The following is a 14239-nucleotide window of genomic DNA, read 5'->3' on the forward strand; positions in this document are numbered from 1 at the left end:
CCCTGCTCACCCCCACCCGCGCGGCCTCCCCGCGCGACCTCCCTTGGGAGGCGATCGCACATGAAGCAAGAGACTGACGCTGATGAACATTACGATGATTGGTTCTGGCTATGTGGGTTTGGTCTCGGGCGCCTGTTTCGCCGACTTCGGCCATAACGTCATTTGCGTCGACGCCGACGCGAACAAGATCGAGCGCCTGAAGACGGGCGAGATACCGATCTTTGAACCCGGCTTAGACGAACTCGTCGCCAATAATGTTGAGCAGAACCGCCTTTCCTTCACCACCGAACTCGAACCGGCGGTCAAAGGCGCCGACGCGGTTTTCATCGCTGTCGGCACCCCGTCGCGGCGCGGCGACGGCCATGCGGATCTGTCCTTCGTCTACGCCGTCGCACAGACCATCGCCAAAGCGCTCAAAGGATTCACGGTCGTCGTCAACAAATCGACCGTCCCCGTCGGCACCGGCGACGAAGTCGAGCGCATCATTCGCGAAGTCAATCCGGACGCCGATTTCACCGTCGTTTCCAATCCTGAATTCTTGCGCGAAGGCGCCGCTATCGAGGATTTCAAGCGCCCCGACCGCGTCGTCATCGGCATCGAAGATCCGCGCGCGCGCGACGTGATGGAAGAAATCTACCGGCCGCTGTCGCTGAACGCGCCGCCGCTGGTCTTCGTTGGGCGCCGCACGTCGGAACTCACCAAATACGCGGCCAACGCCTTTCTCGCGACGAAGATCACCTTCATCAACGAAATCGCCGATCTGTGCGAGAAGGTTGGCGCGGATGTGCAGGAGGTCGCGCGCGGCATCGGCCTCGACAAGCGCATCGGCGGGAAATTCCTGCATGCCGGGCCGGGCTATGGCGGCTCCTGCTTTCCGAAAGACACGCTGGCGCTGATCAAGACCGGGCAGGACGAGGGCGCGGCGCTGCGCATCGTCGAAACGGTGGTCGCGGTCAATGACGCGCGCAAGCGGGCGATGGCGCGTAAGGTGATCAACGCGCTCGGCGGCTCGGTGCGCGGCAAGAAGATCGCGCTCCTGGGATTGGCCTTCAAGCCCAACACCGACGACATGCGCGACGCGCCTTCGCTCGCCATCGTCGCCTCGCTTGCCGGCGACGGGGCGCAGGTGCACGCCTATGACCCTGAAAGCATGGCGCAGGCGCGTCCGCTGATGCCGGAAGTCACCTTCCACGACAACGCCTATTCGGCGCTTGAAGGGGCCGACGCGCTCGCCATCGTCACCGAATGGGACGCGTTCCGTGCGCTCGATCTCGATCGGGTCAGGAGCCTCTTGAAGCAGCCGATCATCGTCGATCTGCGCAATGTCTATCGCCCTGGCGACGTGCGCAAGCGCGGCTTCACCTATGTGAGCGTGGGGAGGACGTGAGAGGGCTAACGCGGAGGATTCTGGCATGACGGACGACGAAAGAGCCATTCGCGCGTTGGTCGAAGCCTGGATGGCCTGCAGCAAAGCGGGCGACCTTTCAGCGCTGCTCGATCTGATGACGGATGACGTGATTTTTTTGACGCCGGGGGGAAAGCCATTCGGCAAGGAGGCTTTCGCAGCCGCTACGAAAAACAAGAAGAACGTCGCAATCGAGGGGCGCAGCGAAGTCCAGGAGCTCTGCATTTTTGGCGACTGGGCGTATCTGCGCAATTACATCGACATGACGGCGACGCCTCTAGACGGAGGCGCGCCTTTGCACCGGACCGGATATGCCTTGTCGATTCTACGCAAGGAAGCCGACGGGCGATGGCGGCTGGCCCGAGATGCAAATCTTTTGGCTGCGGAAAAATCCTGAGCCGAAAAGTCTTTCAACCCTCGTCTCGCGCAGCTACCGCGCCGCGCCCTCATAAAGAACAAAGCGCCGGCCCCGGGCCGGCGCTTTTTTGCATTCGCGAGCGACGCCTACTGCGCCGCGAGTTTGATCTCGGGATAGGTGCATTTCTCGTCGCTCTTCGCCGCGACGTGCAAATGCGACGGCGGCTCGACGAAGGGAATCCCGAGCGTGTGCCAGACGTCGACGAGCGACTCGACGAGATTCGCGATATGCGCCGGCGTGTGGCAAGGCGTCGGCGTGACGCGCAGCCGCTCGCTTCCCTTCGCCACCGTCGGATAGTTGATCGGCTGAATGTAGATCGAGTGGCGATCGAGCAGCAGGTCGCTCGCAGACTTGCAAAGCTCGGCGTCGCGCACCATCACCGGCACGATATGCGAGCCATTTTCCATCACAGGCAGGCCGGCCGCGGCGAGGGCGTGCTTGGTGATATGCGAGGCGCGCTGATGCGCCGCGCGCAGATCCGGTCGGCGCTTGAGCAGCCGCACCGCGGCGCAGGCGGCGGCCGCGACGGCCGGCGGCAGCGCCGTCGTAAAGATGAATGAAGCCGCATAGGACCGGATCGCGTCGATGATCACGGCGTCGCCGGCGATATAGCCGCCCATCGTGCCGAAGCCCTTGGCGAGCGTGCCCTCGATCACATGGACGCGCCCCATCACGCCTTCGCGTTCGCAGATGCCGCCGCCGCGCGCGCCATACATGCCGACCGCATGCACCTCGTCGACATAGGTCATGGCACCATAGCGCTCGGCCAGCGCGACGATGTCCGCGACCGGCGCGATATTGCCATTCATCGAATAGAGGCTTTCGAAGACGACGAGCTTGGGCCGATCGGCCGCTTCGATCAGCAGCTCTTCGAGATGCGCAAGATCATTATGGCGGAAGATCTTCTTCTCGGCGCGCGAGCGCTTCACGCCTTCGATCATCGAATTATGGTTCGAGGCGTCGGAGAGAATGACGCAATTGGGCAGAAGGTCGGCGATGGTCGAGATCGCCGCGAGATTGGAAATCCAGCCGGAGGTGAAGACGAGCGCGGCTTCCTTGCCGTGCAGATCGGCGAGCTCGCGCTCAAGCTCGACAATGGCGTGGCTGGTGCCGGAAATGTTGCGGGTGCCGCCGGAGCCGGCGCCGACTCTGCTCGCCGTGTCGACCATGGCGGCGATCACGTCCGGATGCTGGCCCATGCCGAGATAGTCGTTGGAGCACCAGATGGTCACGGGCTCGACCGAGCCGTCCTCGCGATGCCAATTCGCCAGCGGAAAAGCTTCGACGTCGCGCTCAAGATGCGCAAAGACGCGGTAGCGGCGCTCGTCCTTCAGACGGGAGACGGCGGCCTCGAAGTAACGCCGATAGACCATGCTCGAACCCTTTGATTTTTCCCTTGTCCCGGAGTGCGACGACAAGCTCCCGTCCTGCCTGCCGTCCAGTTTGGACGTTTTCTTACATAGCCGATCCGCGCCTTAAAGGCGAGTGGCCGAATGACGCGCCCGCGCCTCTTTTCTCCCGCAGTGCGGGGCCACCGCCAATAAAAACAATGGCGCCACGAGGCGGCGGCGCCGCCCGGCGGCGCCCCAACCGCGCCGTGCCTGGCTCCGCCTTCAGCGAGGCTTTTTCGAGCGCGGCGTTTATGGGATGACCGGCTGGCCTCGCGTGAGGTAACGAAGAGACCGGGGGTGCGCGTGACGGCGATGAAGCTCTATACGAAAAAAGGCGACAGAGGCCAGACGAGCCTCTTCTCGGGGCGGCGGGCGGCGAAGTTCGATCCGCGCGTCGCGGCGGTTGGCGATCTCGACGAATTGTCGGCGAGCCTCGGGCTCGCGCGCGTCGTCTTCCCCGAGGCGAACGATCTTTTGAGCGGCGCGCAAAAGGCGCTCTACACGATCAGCGCCATCGTCAGCGCCGAAGCGCGGAAGATCGATCTTGCCTTCGACGACGCCGAGACCGCGGCGCTCGAAGCCGAGATCGATCGCGCCACCGACGCGCTGCCGCCGCTGCGCGATTTCATCTATCCGGGAGAGGCGGAAGCGAGCGCGCGTCTCCACATGGCGCGCTCGGTCGCGCGGCGGGCCGAGCGCAGCGTCGCCGCGCTCGATGAACCGCCGGCGCCCGAAAGCGCCCTCGCCTATCTCAATCGCCTGAGCGATTTATTATTCGCACTGGCGCGGCTCGCGGACCTGCACAGCGGACACGCGGACCGGATGCTCGGCGGGTGAGCTTTCATGAGCCGTGAAGGCCGCTTCGCGCCAGGAGCGGAGATTTCTTGCGGTCAGGTTCCAGGCAAATTTTGAATGGGCTGGCGAAAGTGTCGTCATCCTCGCCTCCCGCCGTTGCGTTCCACGCCTTCATGGGCGGGAACAAGCAAGCGGGGCTGGCGTTACAGGGGTGGGCGTTGGGGTTTGTCCAACAAGGGCCTGGCTGAGCCCTGCCCAGGAGTTCCGCCAATGGCGACCTCACGAAAGATAATGACTGCGGCGCTCGCCGCCACGATCGCAATCACTATGCTGTCAATTTCGAGCCCAGCTTCCGCATGGAGCCGCTGTGGTAGGAATTTGGGGCCCGGCTACTACGGCATGGCGCTGCGCGCGGCGGCGCCAAGCCCCTATAGCAACGGCTATTATGGCTCTGCCAATCCATCGGGGTACGGCTATTACGGCTCTGGGAACACCGGCTATTACGGCGCAGCAACTTCCACGCCTGTCGCGAGTGAGGGATATTATTGTGCGACCGGCGTGAAAACCTGCTTGCTCCGCGAGCCCGGATGGCTCGGCACAGGTTGTTCCTGCGCAGTGTCGTGCGGCCGTGCACGCGGAATAGTTGAATAGAGCGTCGCAAAGAAGCTGCGGCCGAGATAAGCAATCGGCCGCAGTGTTTCGTTACATTATGAGCGGCGAGCGCGCGATCATCCCCCGTCGTGTAACTCACGGCGTAGCTCGGCGGGTGAGGAAGAACGGGCCGGCTGGGCTGGCGCCACGCCTCTGCCTTCCCGCGAGGTTCCCAGCCAAGCCCAGTCATCCATGGAAGACCGGAAACTGCTGAGGCTGGATCAGGATCAAAAGCCCGTAGACGAAAATGGCGATGCCCATGGCCTGCGCCACGGCGGGCCCCCATGGCAGGGTCTTCTCGGCGAAAACAATCGCTGTCACGCTCGCTAGCGCGGCGACGTTCATCATGCCGAGAGGAAACATGATCGCGCAAAGCAGCCAGCAGCAGCCAAGGCACCAGGCGCCGTGGTGCGCGCCCATCTGCAGGGCGCCGAGCGTCCCCTCGCGCCAGGAGGTCATGATGAAGCTGATCGGCGTACGGCACTTCGTCAGGCAGAGCTCTTTCAACGGCGTGAGCTGGTAGAGCCCGGCGGCGATCAGGATCAAACCGCCGACGCGGCCCTGCGCCGACGCCGAAAGATCCAGACGCGCGGCGACAGCCTCCGCGGCGAGCGCGCCAATATAAGCGAGGAGGCCAGACGCCATCCAGACGAGCAGATAGCCGGCGAGGAACGCCCATGTTCCGACGAAGGCCTGTCCCCGTTTGCGGCGCGCGGCCTGCGTCTTGTGGAAGGTGAGCGCCATCGGCGCCACCGTTGGAAACATCATCGCAATCGTCATCGCCAGCCACGCAGCGATGAACAGCGGCGCGCCGAGTCCCATGGACGGCGACGCCATGCTGTTATGGGCGTCATGACCTGCGCCTTTCCAGATCAGAAGCGTCCACGCTGCGACCGACAAGGCGATGAGCATGGCCAGGATCGCGTTACGCTGAAGTGCGATCAGGTCCAAGCGCGTCTGTTCCATGCGGGGGGCGCCATCCGTCAATTCGACCATTCGATCGGCGCGTAATGCCCGTTCTGGCCCGAATTATTCCAGTCCATGCCGTGGTCGCTGAAATGGTTGCCCGTGCGGCCGACGCCGAAAGCGATTTTCTCCGGCGCGAGCGGATGCCCGGTCATGCCCCAGATTTCGCCGCTCGGATGCATGCTCGCCAGCGGATCGACCGCGACGGCGAGAACGCCCGGGATTTCGACGAAGCGTGATTTACCCTCGATCGTATAATGGATCGAGGTCTTCTTGACGCCGAGATGCGTTCCGACCAAAGGCGCGAAAGCCGCCATCGGTCCGCCTTCGTCGCCGCCGAAAATCGCGCCCAGTGCGGCGGTCTGTTCGTCGGTTGCGCGCTCGTCGATATAGACGGCGAGCGTCCAGTCGCCCTCCGCCATCGGTCCCGGCGCGTGGGCCGCAAGCGCCACGTTCAGCCCATCCAGCGCCACGTCGCCATAATGGCCCTTGTCGATGTGGAACGCCAAAATGTTGTCGCAACACCCTTGCGTCGGCATCGCCATCATGGCCTTGGTCGAGACCAGGCAAGGACAGACGATGTCGCAATTGCAGTTCTCGAGATAGTCGCCGACAAAGCGCCACTTCGTTCGCGTCGCCATTTTCTGCTTTCTCCGCGGCCGTAAATGTGCGGACCTAGAAAGGCTCCTTGAAGGGCCGAAGGTCCATTTCGTGAGTCCAGGCGCTGCGCTTTTGACAGTGCAGCGCCCAATAGGCGTCGGCGATGTCGTCCACCGCAAGGACGCCGTCCGCGCCTTTCGAGCGCGCGTAGTCGGCGAAATTCGTCGCCGCATATTCGCCCGCGATCACGCCGTCGACGACGATATGGGCGACATGAACGCCCTTTGAGCCAAACTCGCGCGCAAGCCCCTGGGCGACGGCGCGCAAGGCGGCTTTGGCGGCGGCGAAGGCCAGGAAGGGCGGACGCGCCCGCAAGGACGCCGTCGCGCCGGTGAACAGGATCGTGCCCTGCCCGCGCTGGGAGAAGCGCCTCGCGGCCTCCCGCCCGACGACGAAGCCGCCGAGGGCGTTTTGGCGCCAAAGGCGCTCGAAGAGTTCGGGCGTCGTGTCCTGAGCAGAAGCAGCGACATTGCTCCCAACATTGTAGGCGACCAGCACGAGGTCGCCGTCGCGGTCTGCTTCGTCGAAGAGGGCGGCGACATCGGCTTCGCTGGTGGCGTCTGCGACTTTGATCGCGACCGCGCCCCCCGTGGCGGCAATCTGCTCGGCGACGATTCGCAGCCGCTCCGGCGTGCGGCCCGCGACCATGACGCGGAGCCCTTCGCGCGCGAAACGCCGCGCCAGCGCCGCGCCGAGGCCCGACTCGGCGCCGACGCCAATCACGAGCGCCACCCCCCTATTCGCCAACGCCGGTTCTGTCATGGCGCGTCAATTCTCTTCGCCGCGCTCGCTTCATGCGCGCCCAAAGAGAAGAATGAAGTTGTTCGCGGGCATGTCCATGATTTTTTTAAGCGCGATATTGTGTGCGTTGGCGGCGCGTTCGAGGTCACGCACGTCCTTAAGGCCCCATTCGGCGATCTTGGGCGCGAGGATCTCCTGATCGAAAGCGGCGTTTGATTCGGTCGTATAATTGCCGTCAACCTTGAAGGGCCCGTAGATCGCGACAATGCCATCCTTGGTCAACACGCGCTCGGCGACTTGAGCGATGCCGTCGCAGATCGAGACCGGCGCGACCTGGAAGAGGTTCACCACGAAAATGGCGTCGTAGAGCCGATCGCTGGCGCTGGGCCAGGTCTGGGGCTCAGTCAGATCGATTTTGATCGGATCGAAGATATTCTTGCCGCCTGCTTCGTCTCGCTTCTTCTTGATCGAATCGAACACTTCGACGTCATAGTCGGAAGGCTGAAACGACAGATTCGGGAAATGCGGCGCGAAATAGTTGATGTGGTTGCCGGCGCCGCTCGCAAGTTCCAGCACATTGCCGCTGTTCGGAAAGATCCCTCTGAACATGCTGAGAATGGGATCACGGTTTCGATTCCCCGCCCACGCGACATAGGGGCTGAGCGGATGCGGATCGATCGGCGGACGGTCTGCAGGCACATTGATGGACATGGCGGTCCTCCTCGGCTTTCCTCGACGCTTGCGCCGCTCGCCCGACTGCGCGGAAGCGTCGCTCGAACGCTTCGCGGCCTTCATTTTTGGATCTTGTTCCGGCCCAAGCCGCCGGAAGCTTTATCGATTGTCGCCGACGCGGTAAAATTCGAAAATCTTATGAACTCATTCGGGGAACTAAACCCCTAGACGTGCTGCGTCGAAGAGTTCGAAACAGCAGACTCAATTCGCAAGAGGCAGCGACAGGATGGTCAACCTCAAGTCTTTCGACCTCAATCTGTTGCTGGCGTTGAAGGCGCTCCTTGAAGAGAAGAACGTGTCGCGGGCCGCAGAAAAGCTATGCCTGAGCCAGCCCGCCATGAGCCATATTCTGCGCAGACTGCGCGACCAGCTCGACGATCCGATACTCGTGAAATCCGCATCGGGTTTGGTCCCTACGGCGCGCGCGCTTGCTTTGTTGGAGCCGACGGCGGCCGTGCTTCGGGAGATCGAAAGGATCGTCGAACCGCCGCCAGAATTTGATCCCGCAACCAGCCGACGACGTTTCGTGATCTCGACAAGCGACTACGTCGGGTTCGCCCTGTTGCCGACGCTTGCCGAGTCGATGATCCGCATCGCCCCGCATATCGAGGTGCATATTCGGCAGCCAATAACCGGGCCGCCCCACATCGTGCTCGAGAAAGACAATATCGATCTGGCGATCGGCTTCGACGCAATCTTCGGCGGCACGCCGCATGTCTGCTCGCAGGCATTGATGGGCGAGAGCATCGTTTGCCTCACAAGAAAATCGAACGCGCAAGTCCCGGGCGATGACATCAGTCTGGCGCAGTTTTTGGAAGGCAAGCATGTGCTGATCAGCTGGCGGGAAGCCGGGACGGGCCTGATCGACGACAGTCTCGCGAAGCTGGGGCTACGTAGAAACGTATTTCTTGTCCTGCCGAACTTCTTGACGACGCCCTGGATTCTCGAGAAGACCGACCTCATGCTCTGTCTGCCCCAGAGGATGGCCGAGCAGTTCGTACAGCTGGCTCCGCTCAAAATCCTGCCGATCCCGATCGACCTGCCGCGCTACGAGTTGATGATGCTCTGGCATCCACGCCACGAGAAAGATCACGCGCATATGTGGCTGCGAGAACGCGTGCGAATGGCCTGCCGCCGCGACAGCGGCGACGACGCGAACGCCGGCGCTGGCGCCAAGGCGCATATTCACTAAAGCCGAATTTTTGCCAGTCAGCGCAGTCTAAGTCGCCTTAAGAGGCGCTGAAACGACACGCTGCAAGAACACGGCCCGACGAAATCCGCGTCGGGCCGCGGCCTCCGCTTCGATGGCTCCCTCGCACCCTAGATCGGGCGCGAGGCGAATGCCTTCGTCACATCACGGTTGGCCACCGCGGCGCCTGCGGCCTTCAACATCAACAGCGAAACAAAGGCGCTTAAATTGATGAGAAAGATCTGCGTCACGACCGGCGCGGTAAAATGATCGACGCCGGGGCCCGTCGCCGCCGTAACCGCCAGAACCAGGCTCTCATAGACAACGAAAGCCGCAAGGAAAGCGGCGAGACCGCCAGCGAAACCAGAAAAGCGGCGCGCGAGCAGGCCGGCGCTTTCACACGACAGCAGAGCGATGACGCCGAGCGCGCCGCCCCAAAACAGCGTCATCGCGTCCGTCGGATAATGCAGGAACAGAAAGCCCACGGCCTGATTGGCGAACCAGACTGCGCCCGTCAGCAGCAGGGCCTCGCGACGCGAAGTTGTAAGCGCGGCGACGGCGGCGAAGCCGGCAAGCGGCAAGGCGCACGCCCAACCGAAGCTCAAAATAATGCTGGCGGTGATGAAGGTCGCGGCCCAGAGCGCGCGGCGGTTTGCTGTCGGAAGAGTGGAAAGCGTCAGCGACATGATGTTTCTCCTTTCGAGTGAACATTGGGGAAGTGAATTCATAAGCGCGGCGCGTCAGTCGCCGCGCAACCGGCCTGCTGAACGATCGATGGGATCGGGTTCGAGCAGACCAAACCAGCGCGCGCGCAATTTGTCCCACAGCGCGAGACGCGACCAATCCGGTTCTTTCAGGACTTTGTCCGTCTCCGCGTCGAGGAAGGGATTGGGCAGCAGAACGGTGATCTGCTGTTCGCCGGCGCCGTTGAACAGCTGCAGTCCCCACGACATCGGCACGCAGCTTGTGTTTCGCCGCCGATAGAGTTCGGCGCGCGACGTGCGCCTGAGTTTTGCAAGTTCGGGAGACGTCGGCCGTGCGCGCGATCCCTTGTTCTCGCCGATGCAGACGTGAAAATGCGTGACGCCGAAGGCGACCGTGAGATAGCCGTCGAGCAGCTTGATGCGCGTCGGCGGACGGTCGGCGTGGATCTCCCACGCCGCGCCTTGAATGATCGGCCCGAAGACGATTTCGCGCCAGTGATGTTCGAAAAGGTCGCGAAACAATTCTTCAAGACTGGCCGTATCTAACGGCAGAGAGAAGACATCGAGCGCCGCACCGTCTGGCTCGACGATGCGTCTGGGTGTTGTGCTTGGCGTCATGCTTGGCGCTATCTCTGCGCTGATTTCCATATCGATCTCCTTGCCGTTCATTCGTCACCAGGCGTATTTCACGCCGCCATAGAAGGCGCGCGCAGTCGTGGAATAATTGTAGACTTCCTCGTAGAGCGCATTGCCGACATTCTCGATGCGCGCATGCAGCGTCAGCTGGTCGGTCAGCCTGTAATTCGCGAAGAGATCGAGGCGCACATAGGGCGCGAGCATGACGCGTTTGTTGAAGATGAAATCCACGTCATGCGCGGCGCCGACGATATTGGCGCGCGCTTCGAGTTCGAGACCCGGCGCGCCAGTATAAATGACCGACCACATCCCCTTGTGACGCGGACGGCGCAGCAGCGTGCGTCCGGCGTAGATGCTGCCCTCGTCATCATCGAGATTTCGCGCGGCGAGAAACGTGTAGCTTCCGCGCAACAGCAGAGCGCCGGGCGCGAGAGCAGCTTCACCCGAAAATTCGACGCCGCGCGTATCCGCGCGCCCGACGTTGAAATAGCAACCGAAGATCTGCGTCGACGCGCAACTCTCAGCCTTGCCGAATTGAACAAGATTTTCGTAGCGATTGTGAAAGACCGAGACTGAGGCCGTGGCGCGGCCGCCGAAAAAGCTCTGATCGACGCCGGCGTCGAAGCCGAGCACGCGTTCCGGCGCGAGCGCCGGATCGCCGTACTGGCTGAACCGCTGATAGAGCGAAGCGGTTTTTGCGCCGGTCGCCGCGGAGCCGCGCAGCCGCATGCCGATCTCATCGATGCGGAAATTCGCCATCGTCCGCCAGGTGAGAAACGTTTGGTTCTTGCTCACCGCATCGGCGCGCCCGCCATAGGAAATATCGAGGCGATCGAAGAGCGTGAATTGATGCTGCGCATAGCCCGACCATGTCGTCTGGACGGCGCGCGACGGCGCGTAATCATCGACGATCCAGGCCTCGCGCGAATTCTGCGCCGTCTCTGTTTCGACGCGCGCGCCGAGCGTCGCGAGACCCAGCGGCCCTAGCGCGATATCGCTTTGATATTCGACGCCCCTGCGCCCGCCGAGATAGCCGAAGCGGCAGTTCTGCGATGTGAAGGTCAGCATGTCGAAACAGGCTTCCGTCATCCAGGCGTCGCGGTTGCCGCGATTGGCGTAGAGCGTCAGCCTGTTGCGCAGAGTCTTGTCGAACATCTCAGCGCCGAGCCGCGCATAGCCCTGCATGAAGGTCGCGTGCTGATGATTGAAGCGATCGAAAACGCTCCAAGGACTGAAGGCGTAGGGATTGTCGTAGCGAATGGCGCTGTCGTAGCCGGCGACTCCCGCCTCGATTCGCGCATCTTCGGTGAACTCATAGCCGATGCGCCCGGTGACGCCGAGATTGTTTGTCGGATCATTGGCGGGAAGCGGCGGCAGCGGCGTCGTCTGATCGCCGATGAAGATCGGACGTTGCTGACGATAGCCGTAGCGCGGGAAGCCATCGGCGTGCAGGCCGGAGATCGACAGCGCGTAGGCGCCGCGCCCGTCGCTTCCTGAGATCGACGCGCGCGACGACGACGTCCCATAGGCGCCGCCTTCCGACATGAGCCAGCCTTGCGGCGCGCCCTTGCCGCGACGCGTGATGATATTGATGACGCCGCCCATGGCGTCAGAGCCGTAAAGCGCCGATTGCGGACCGCGCAGCACTTCGATCCGCTCGATGTCGGTCGGAATGAGCTGGCCGAAATCCACCGAGCCGTCCGTGCTCGTCGGATCGCCAATGCGGATGCCGTCGATGAGCACCAACGTCTGTCCCGGCGTCGAGCCGCGCAAGGCGACGGAGGTCTGTGTTCCGGGCCCGCCATTCGAAAAGACGTCAAGTCCCGGCACACCGCGCAGAACGTCGTTGAAGCCGAGCGATCCGCGTTTCTGGATATCGCGCGCATGAATGACGCTGACCGAGGCGCCGGTGCTCGCAACCGGCTGCTCGACGCGCGTCGGCGTGACGACGGTTTGGTCCTCAACGTCGGCGGCGGGCGAGCCTGGCTGCGCCGGGCTCAACGGGCCGACCTCGATGACAGGCAGGGATTGCTGAGCGAAAGCGACGGAAGCGGAGAAGGATAAGGACAGCAGAAATGCGCCGCGCAAGGCGGGGCTCTGGATGTGGATATGCATGCGCTTAGACTCGCAGCGAGACGTGGGCCGTCACTGCGAAGGTCTTTGCCGACTCGCCAACAAGGCGAGAGGCATCGGCCGCATCGGTGCACCCCGCCCGACGCTTTCGCGCGTGACCACGAAGCGACGGCAGGTCTCCTGGCTCGCGGGTTGTCGCCTCGGACCGCCTTCCCAGAGCCTTATGGCTCCAGTGGCTTAGTGGTCGTCGGCTCGCCGCTTACAGTTGCGGGGGCAGCCGCGGAATTGCGCACGAAGCTGCGCGCTCACCGCATTCCCATTTTGATCCCGTTAGGAACCGTCTGCCGCAAAATAGAATGCCGATCGCAACGCGAGTCAAGAGCGTGGCCGTAGAAGATTGCTTCTCTCACTGCGATCACGCCGCCGCGAGCGCGTGCAGCACGCGCGCCCAGGAGCGCGTTCCCTTGTGAAACGACGCGTAGGAATATTTCTCGTTCGGCGAATGGATGCGGTCGTCGTCATGCGCGAAGCCGATCATCAGCGAATCCATATTGAGGTCGCGTTTGAACGCGCCGACGATCGGGATCGAGCCGCCGCAGCCGGCGAGCACCGCTTCCTTCTCCCATTCTTCCGCAAGCGCGCGGCGCGCGCGATTGAGCGCCTCCGAGCCGAAGGGAAGTTGCAGAGCGTTCGAAGCGCCATGTGAAATGAATTCGGCCTTGGCGTCGGTTGGCAGACGCTCGCGCACGAAACTGCGGAAGCTTTCGAGGATCGTTTTGGCGTCCTGCTTGCCGACGAGACGAAACGAAAATTTCGCGGACGCCTGCGCCGGCAATACCGTCTTTGATCCCGCGCCGGTATAGCCGCCGATGATTCCATTCACGTCGCAGGTCGGGCGCGCCCAGATCTGCTCCATGATTCCGCGGCCGGTTTCGCCGCCAACGCGCGTGAGGCCGACTTCCGAGAGCCATTTGGCCTCGTCGAAGTCGATGGCGCGCCATTGCTCGGCGATGTCTTCGGGAATCTCCGGCACGCTGGCGTAGAAGCCGGGCAGCGTCACCTTGCCCTCGATGTCATGCAGATCGGCGATGATTTTCGCCAGCACATGAATCGGGTTCAGCACCGGCCCGCCGAACATGCCGGAATGCAGATCATGGCTCGGCCCTTTGATGATCACCTCTTCGAGCGCGAGCCCGCGCAGCATCACCGTGATCGCCGGCGTCGACGCGTTCCACATGCTGGTGTCGCAGACGAGCGCGAGATCAGGCGCCGAGAGTTCGTCCTTATGCGCGGCGAGAAAGCCGGGAAGCGAGGGCGACCCCGTCTCCTCTTCGCCCTCGAACAGAAATGTGACGTTGCAGGGCAGACCGCCATTCGCCTCGAACGCGCGGCAGGCTTCGACGAAAGTCATCAGCTGGCCTTTGTCGTCCGAGGCGCCGCGGGCGACGATGTCCTTGCCATCCTTGCCCTCGGTCAGCCGCGGCGCGAAGGGCTCGGTTTCCCACAGCTCCAGCGGATCCGGCGGCTGCACGTCATAATGGCCGTAGAACAGCACATGCGGCGCATCCTTGCGTTTCGCTTTGGCGTGGCCGACGACGATCGGATGGCCAGGCGTCTCGCGCACTTCCGCTTCGTAACCAAGGCCGTTGAGCTGATCCTTGAGCCAGTTCGCCGCCCGCAGACATTGCGCATTATAGGCCGGATCGGTCGAAACCGAAGGGATACGCAAGAGATCGAACAGGCGTTCTCTCGAAGCGTCGAGATTGGCGTCTATGGTCGTGAGCACGGCGTCGAGTGCGGCCATGAATCAGCTCCTCGGTGAGAAGCCGAAACTAATGCGGATGCGTGGCGAGGGGAAGGCGCAGCGCGCGTTTCACC

13 protein-coding genes and 1 riboswitch are annotated in these 14239 nt (G+C 62.8%); of the genes, 4 read left to right on the top strand and 9 right to left on the bottom strand.

What is annotated here, in order from left to right; genetic code table 11:
* Positions 1 to 82 precede the first annotated feature (82 nt).
* Positions 83 to 1387, top strand: coding sequence for a UDP-glucose dehydrogenase family protein (locus A3OO_RS0103110; protein WP_018406373.1), 1305 nt, complete (start codon positions 83 to 85; stop codon positions 1385 to 1387).
* 25 nt (positions 1388 to 1412) lie between these two features.
* Positions 1413 to 1802, top strand: coding sequence for an SgcJ/EcaC family oxidoreductase (locus tag A3OO_RS0103115; RefSeq protein ID WP_018406374.1), 390 nt, complete (start codon positions 1413 to 1415; stop codon positions 1800 to 1802).
* A 107-nt stretch (positions 1803 to 1909) separates the two neighbouring features.
* On the opposite strand, the gene hemA is transcribed toward A3OO_RS0103115, so the two are convergent.
* On the bottom strand, positions 1910 to 3196 hold the full coding sequence (gene hemA / locus A3OO_RS0103120; protein ID WP_018406375.1) for a 5-aminolevulinate synthase: 1287 nt from the start codon (positions 3194 to 3196) through the stop codon (positions 1910 to 1912).
* A gap of 315 nt (positions 3197 to 3511) precedes the next feature.
* Here hemA and A3OO_RS0103125 point away from each other — a divergent pair, with 315 nt between their 5' ends.
* Complete coding sequence (locus tag A3OO_RS0103125; RefSeq protein WP_245257090.1) at positions 3512 to 4051, top strand: cob(I)yrinic acid a,c-diamide adenosyltransferase; 540 nt, start codon at positions 3512 to 3514, stop codon at positions 4049 to 4051.
* A gap of 795 nt (positions 4052 to 4846) precedes the next feature.
* Here the strand turns inward: A3OO_RS0103125 and A3OO_RS0103130 are convergent.
* From A3OO_RS0103130 to A3OO_RS0103145, 4 genes are read right to left on the bottom strand one after another with little or no spacing between them, the layout of a single operon-like run.
* A complete protein-coding gene (locus A3OO_RS0103130; RefSeq protein ID WP_026222647.1) occupies positions 4847 to 5626 on the bottom strand; it encodes a DUF2182 domain-containing protein in 780 nt (259 codons plus the stop codon).
* Between the two features lie 17 nt (positions 5627 to 5643).
* The gene (locus tag A3OO_RS0103135; RefSeq protein ID WP_018406378.1) at positions 5644 to 6267 is read right to left on the bottom strand and encodes a DUF1326 domain-containing protein; all 624 of its coding nucleotides are present in this window, start codon (positions 6265 to 6267) and stop codon (positions 5644 to 5646) included.
* Positions 6268 to 6301: 34 nt separating this feature from the next.
* A complete protein-coding gene (locus tag A3OO_RS0103140; RefSeq protein ID WP_040573352.1) occupies positions 6302 to 7048 on the bottom strand; it encodes an SDR family NAD(P)-dependent oxidoreductase in 747 nt (248 codons plus the stop codon).
* A gap of 30 nt (positions 7049 to 7078) precedes the next feature.
* On the bottom strand, positions 7079 to 7738 hold the full coding sequence (locus tag A3OO_RS0103145; protein ID WP_018406380.1) for a DUF938 domain-containing protein: 660 nt from the start codon (positions 7736 to 7738) through the stop codon (positions 7079 to 7081).
* 247 nt (positions 7739 to 7985) lie between these two features.
* On the opposite strand from A3OO_RS0103145, the gene A3OO_RS0103155 reads away from it, so the two are divergent.
* Positions 7986 to 8951 (top strand): LysR family transcriptional regulator, encoded by a 966-nt coding sequence (locus A3OO_RS0103155; protein WP_018406382.1) that lies wholly within the window; start codon positions 7986 to 7988, stop codon positions 8949 to 8951.
* Between the two features lie 128 nt (positions 8952 to 9079).
* Here the strand turns inward: A3OO_RS0103155 and A3OO_RS0103160 are convergent, their stop codons facing one another.
* The 4 genes from A3OO_RS0103160 to A3OO_RS0103175 all read right to left on the bottom strand — a co-directional run bounded on the left by A3OO_RS0103160 (position 9080) and on the right by A3OO_RS0103175 (position 14165).
* A complete protein-coding gene (locus A3OO_RS0103160; protein WP_018406383.1) occupies positions 9080 to 9634 on the bottom strand; it encodes a hypothetical protein in 555 nt (184 codons plus the stop codon).
* Positions 9635 to 9688: 54 nt separating this feature from the next.
* The gene (locus A3OO_RS0103165; RefSeq protein WP_245257091.1) at positions 9689 to 10300 is read right to left on the bottom strand and encodes a DUF7676 family protein; all 612 of its coding nucleotides are present in this window, start codon (positions 10298 to 10300) and stop codon (positions 9689 to 9691) included.
* A gap of 24 nt (positions 10301 to 10324) precedes the next feature.
* Positions 10325 to 12403, bottom strand: a complete 2079-nt coding sequence (locus tag A3OO_RS0103170) for a TonB-dependent receptor plug domain-containing protein (RefSeq protein WP_018406385.1) — start codon at positions 12401 to 12403, stop codon at positions 10325 to 10327.
* Between the two features lie 110 nt (positions 12404 to 12513).
* A riboswitch (cobalamin riboswitch) is annotated at positions 12514 to 12718 on the bottom strand.
* A 58-nt stretch (positions 12719 to 12776) separates the two neighbouring features.
* The gene (locus A3OO_RS0103175) at positions 12777 to 14165 is read right to left on the bottom strand and encodes a M20/M25/M40 family metallo-hydrolase (protein WP_018406386.1); all 1389 of its coding nucleotides are present in this window, start codon (positions 14163 to 14165) and stop codon (positions 12777 to 12779) included.
* Between the last annotated feature and the right edge of the window lie 74 nt (positions 14166 to 14239).

The sequence above is a fragment of the Methylocystis rosea SV97 genome, assembly GCF_000372845.1.
GTDB lineage: Bacteria > Pseudomonadota > Alphaproteobacteria > Rhizobiales > Beijerinckiaceae > Methylocystis > Methylocystis rosea.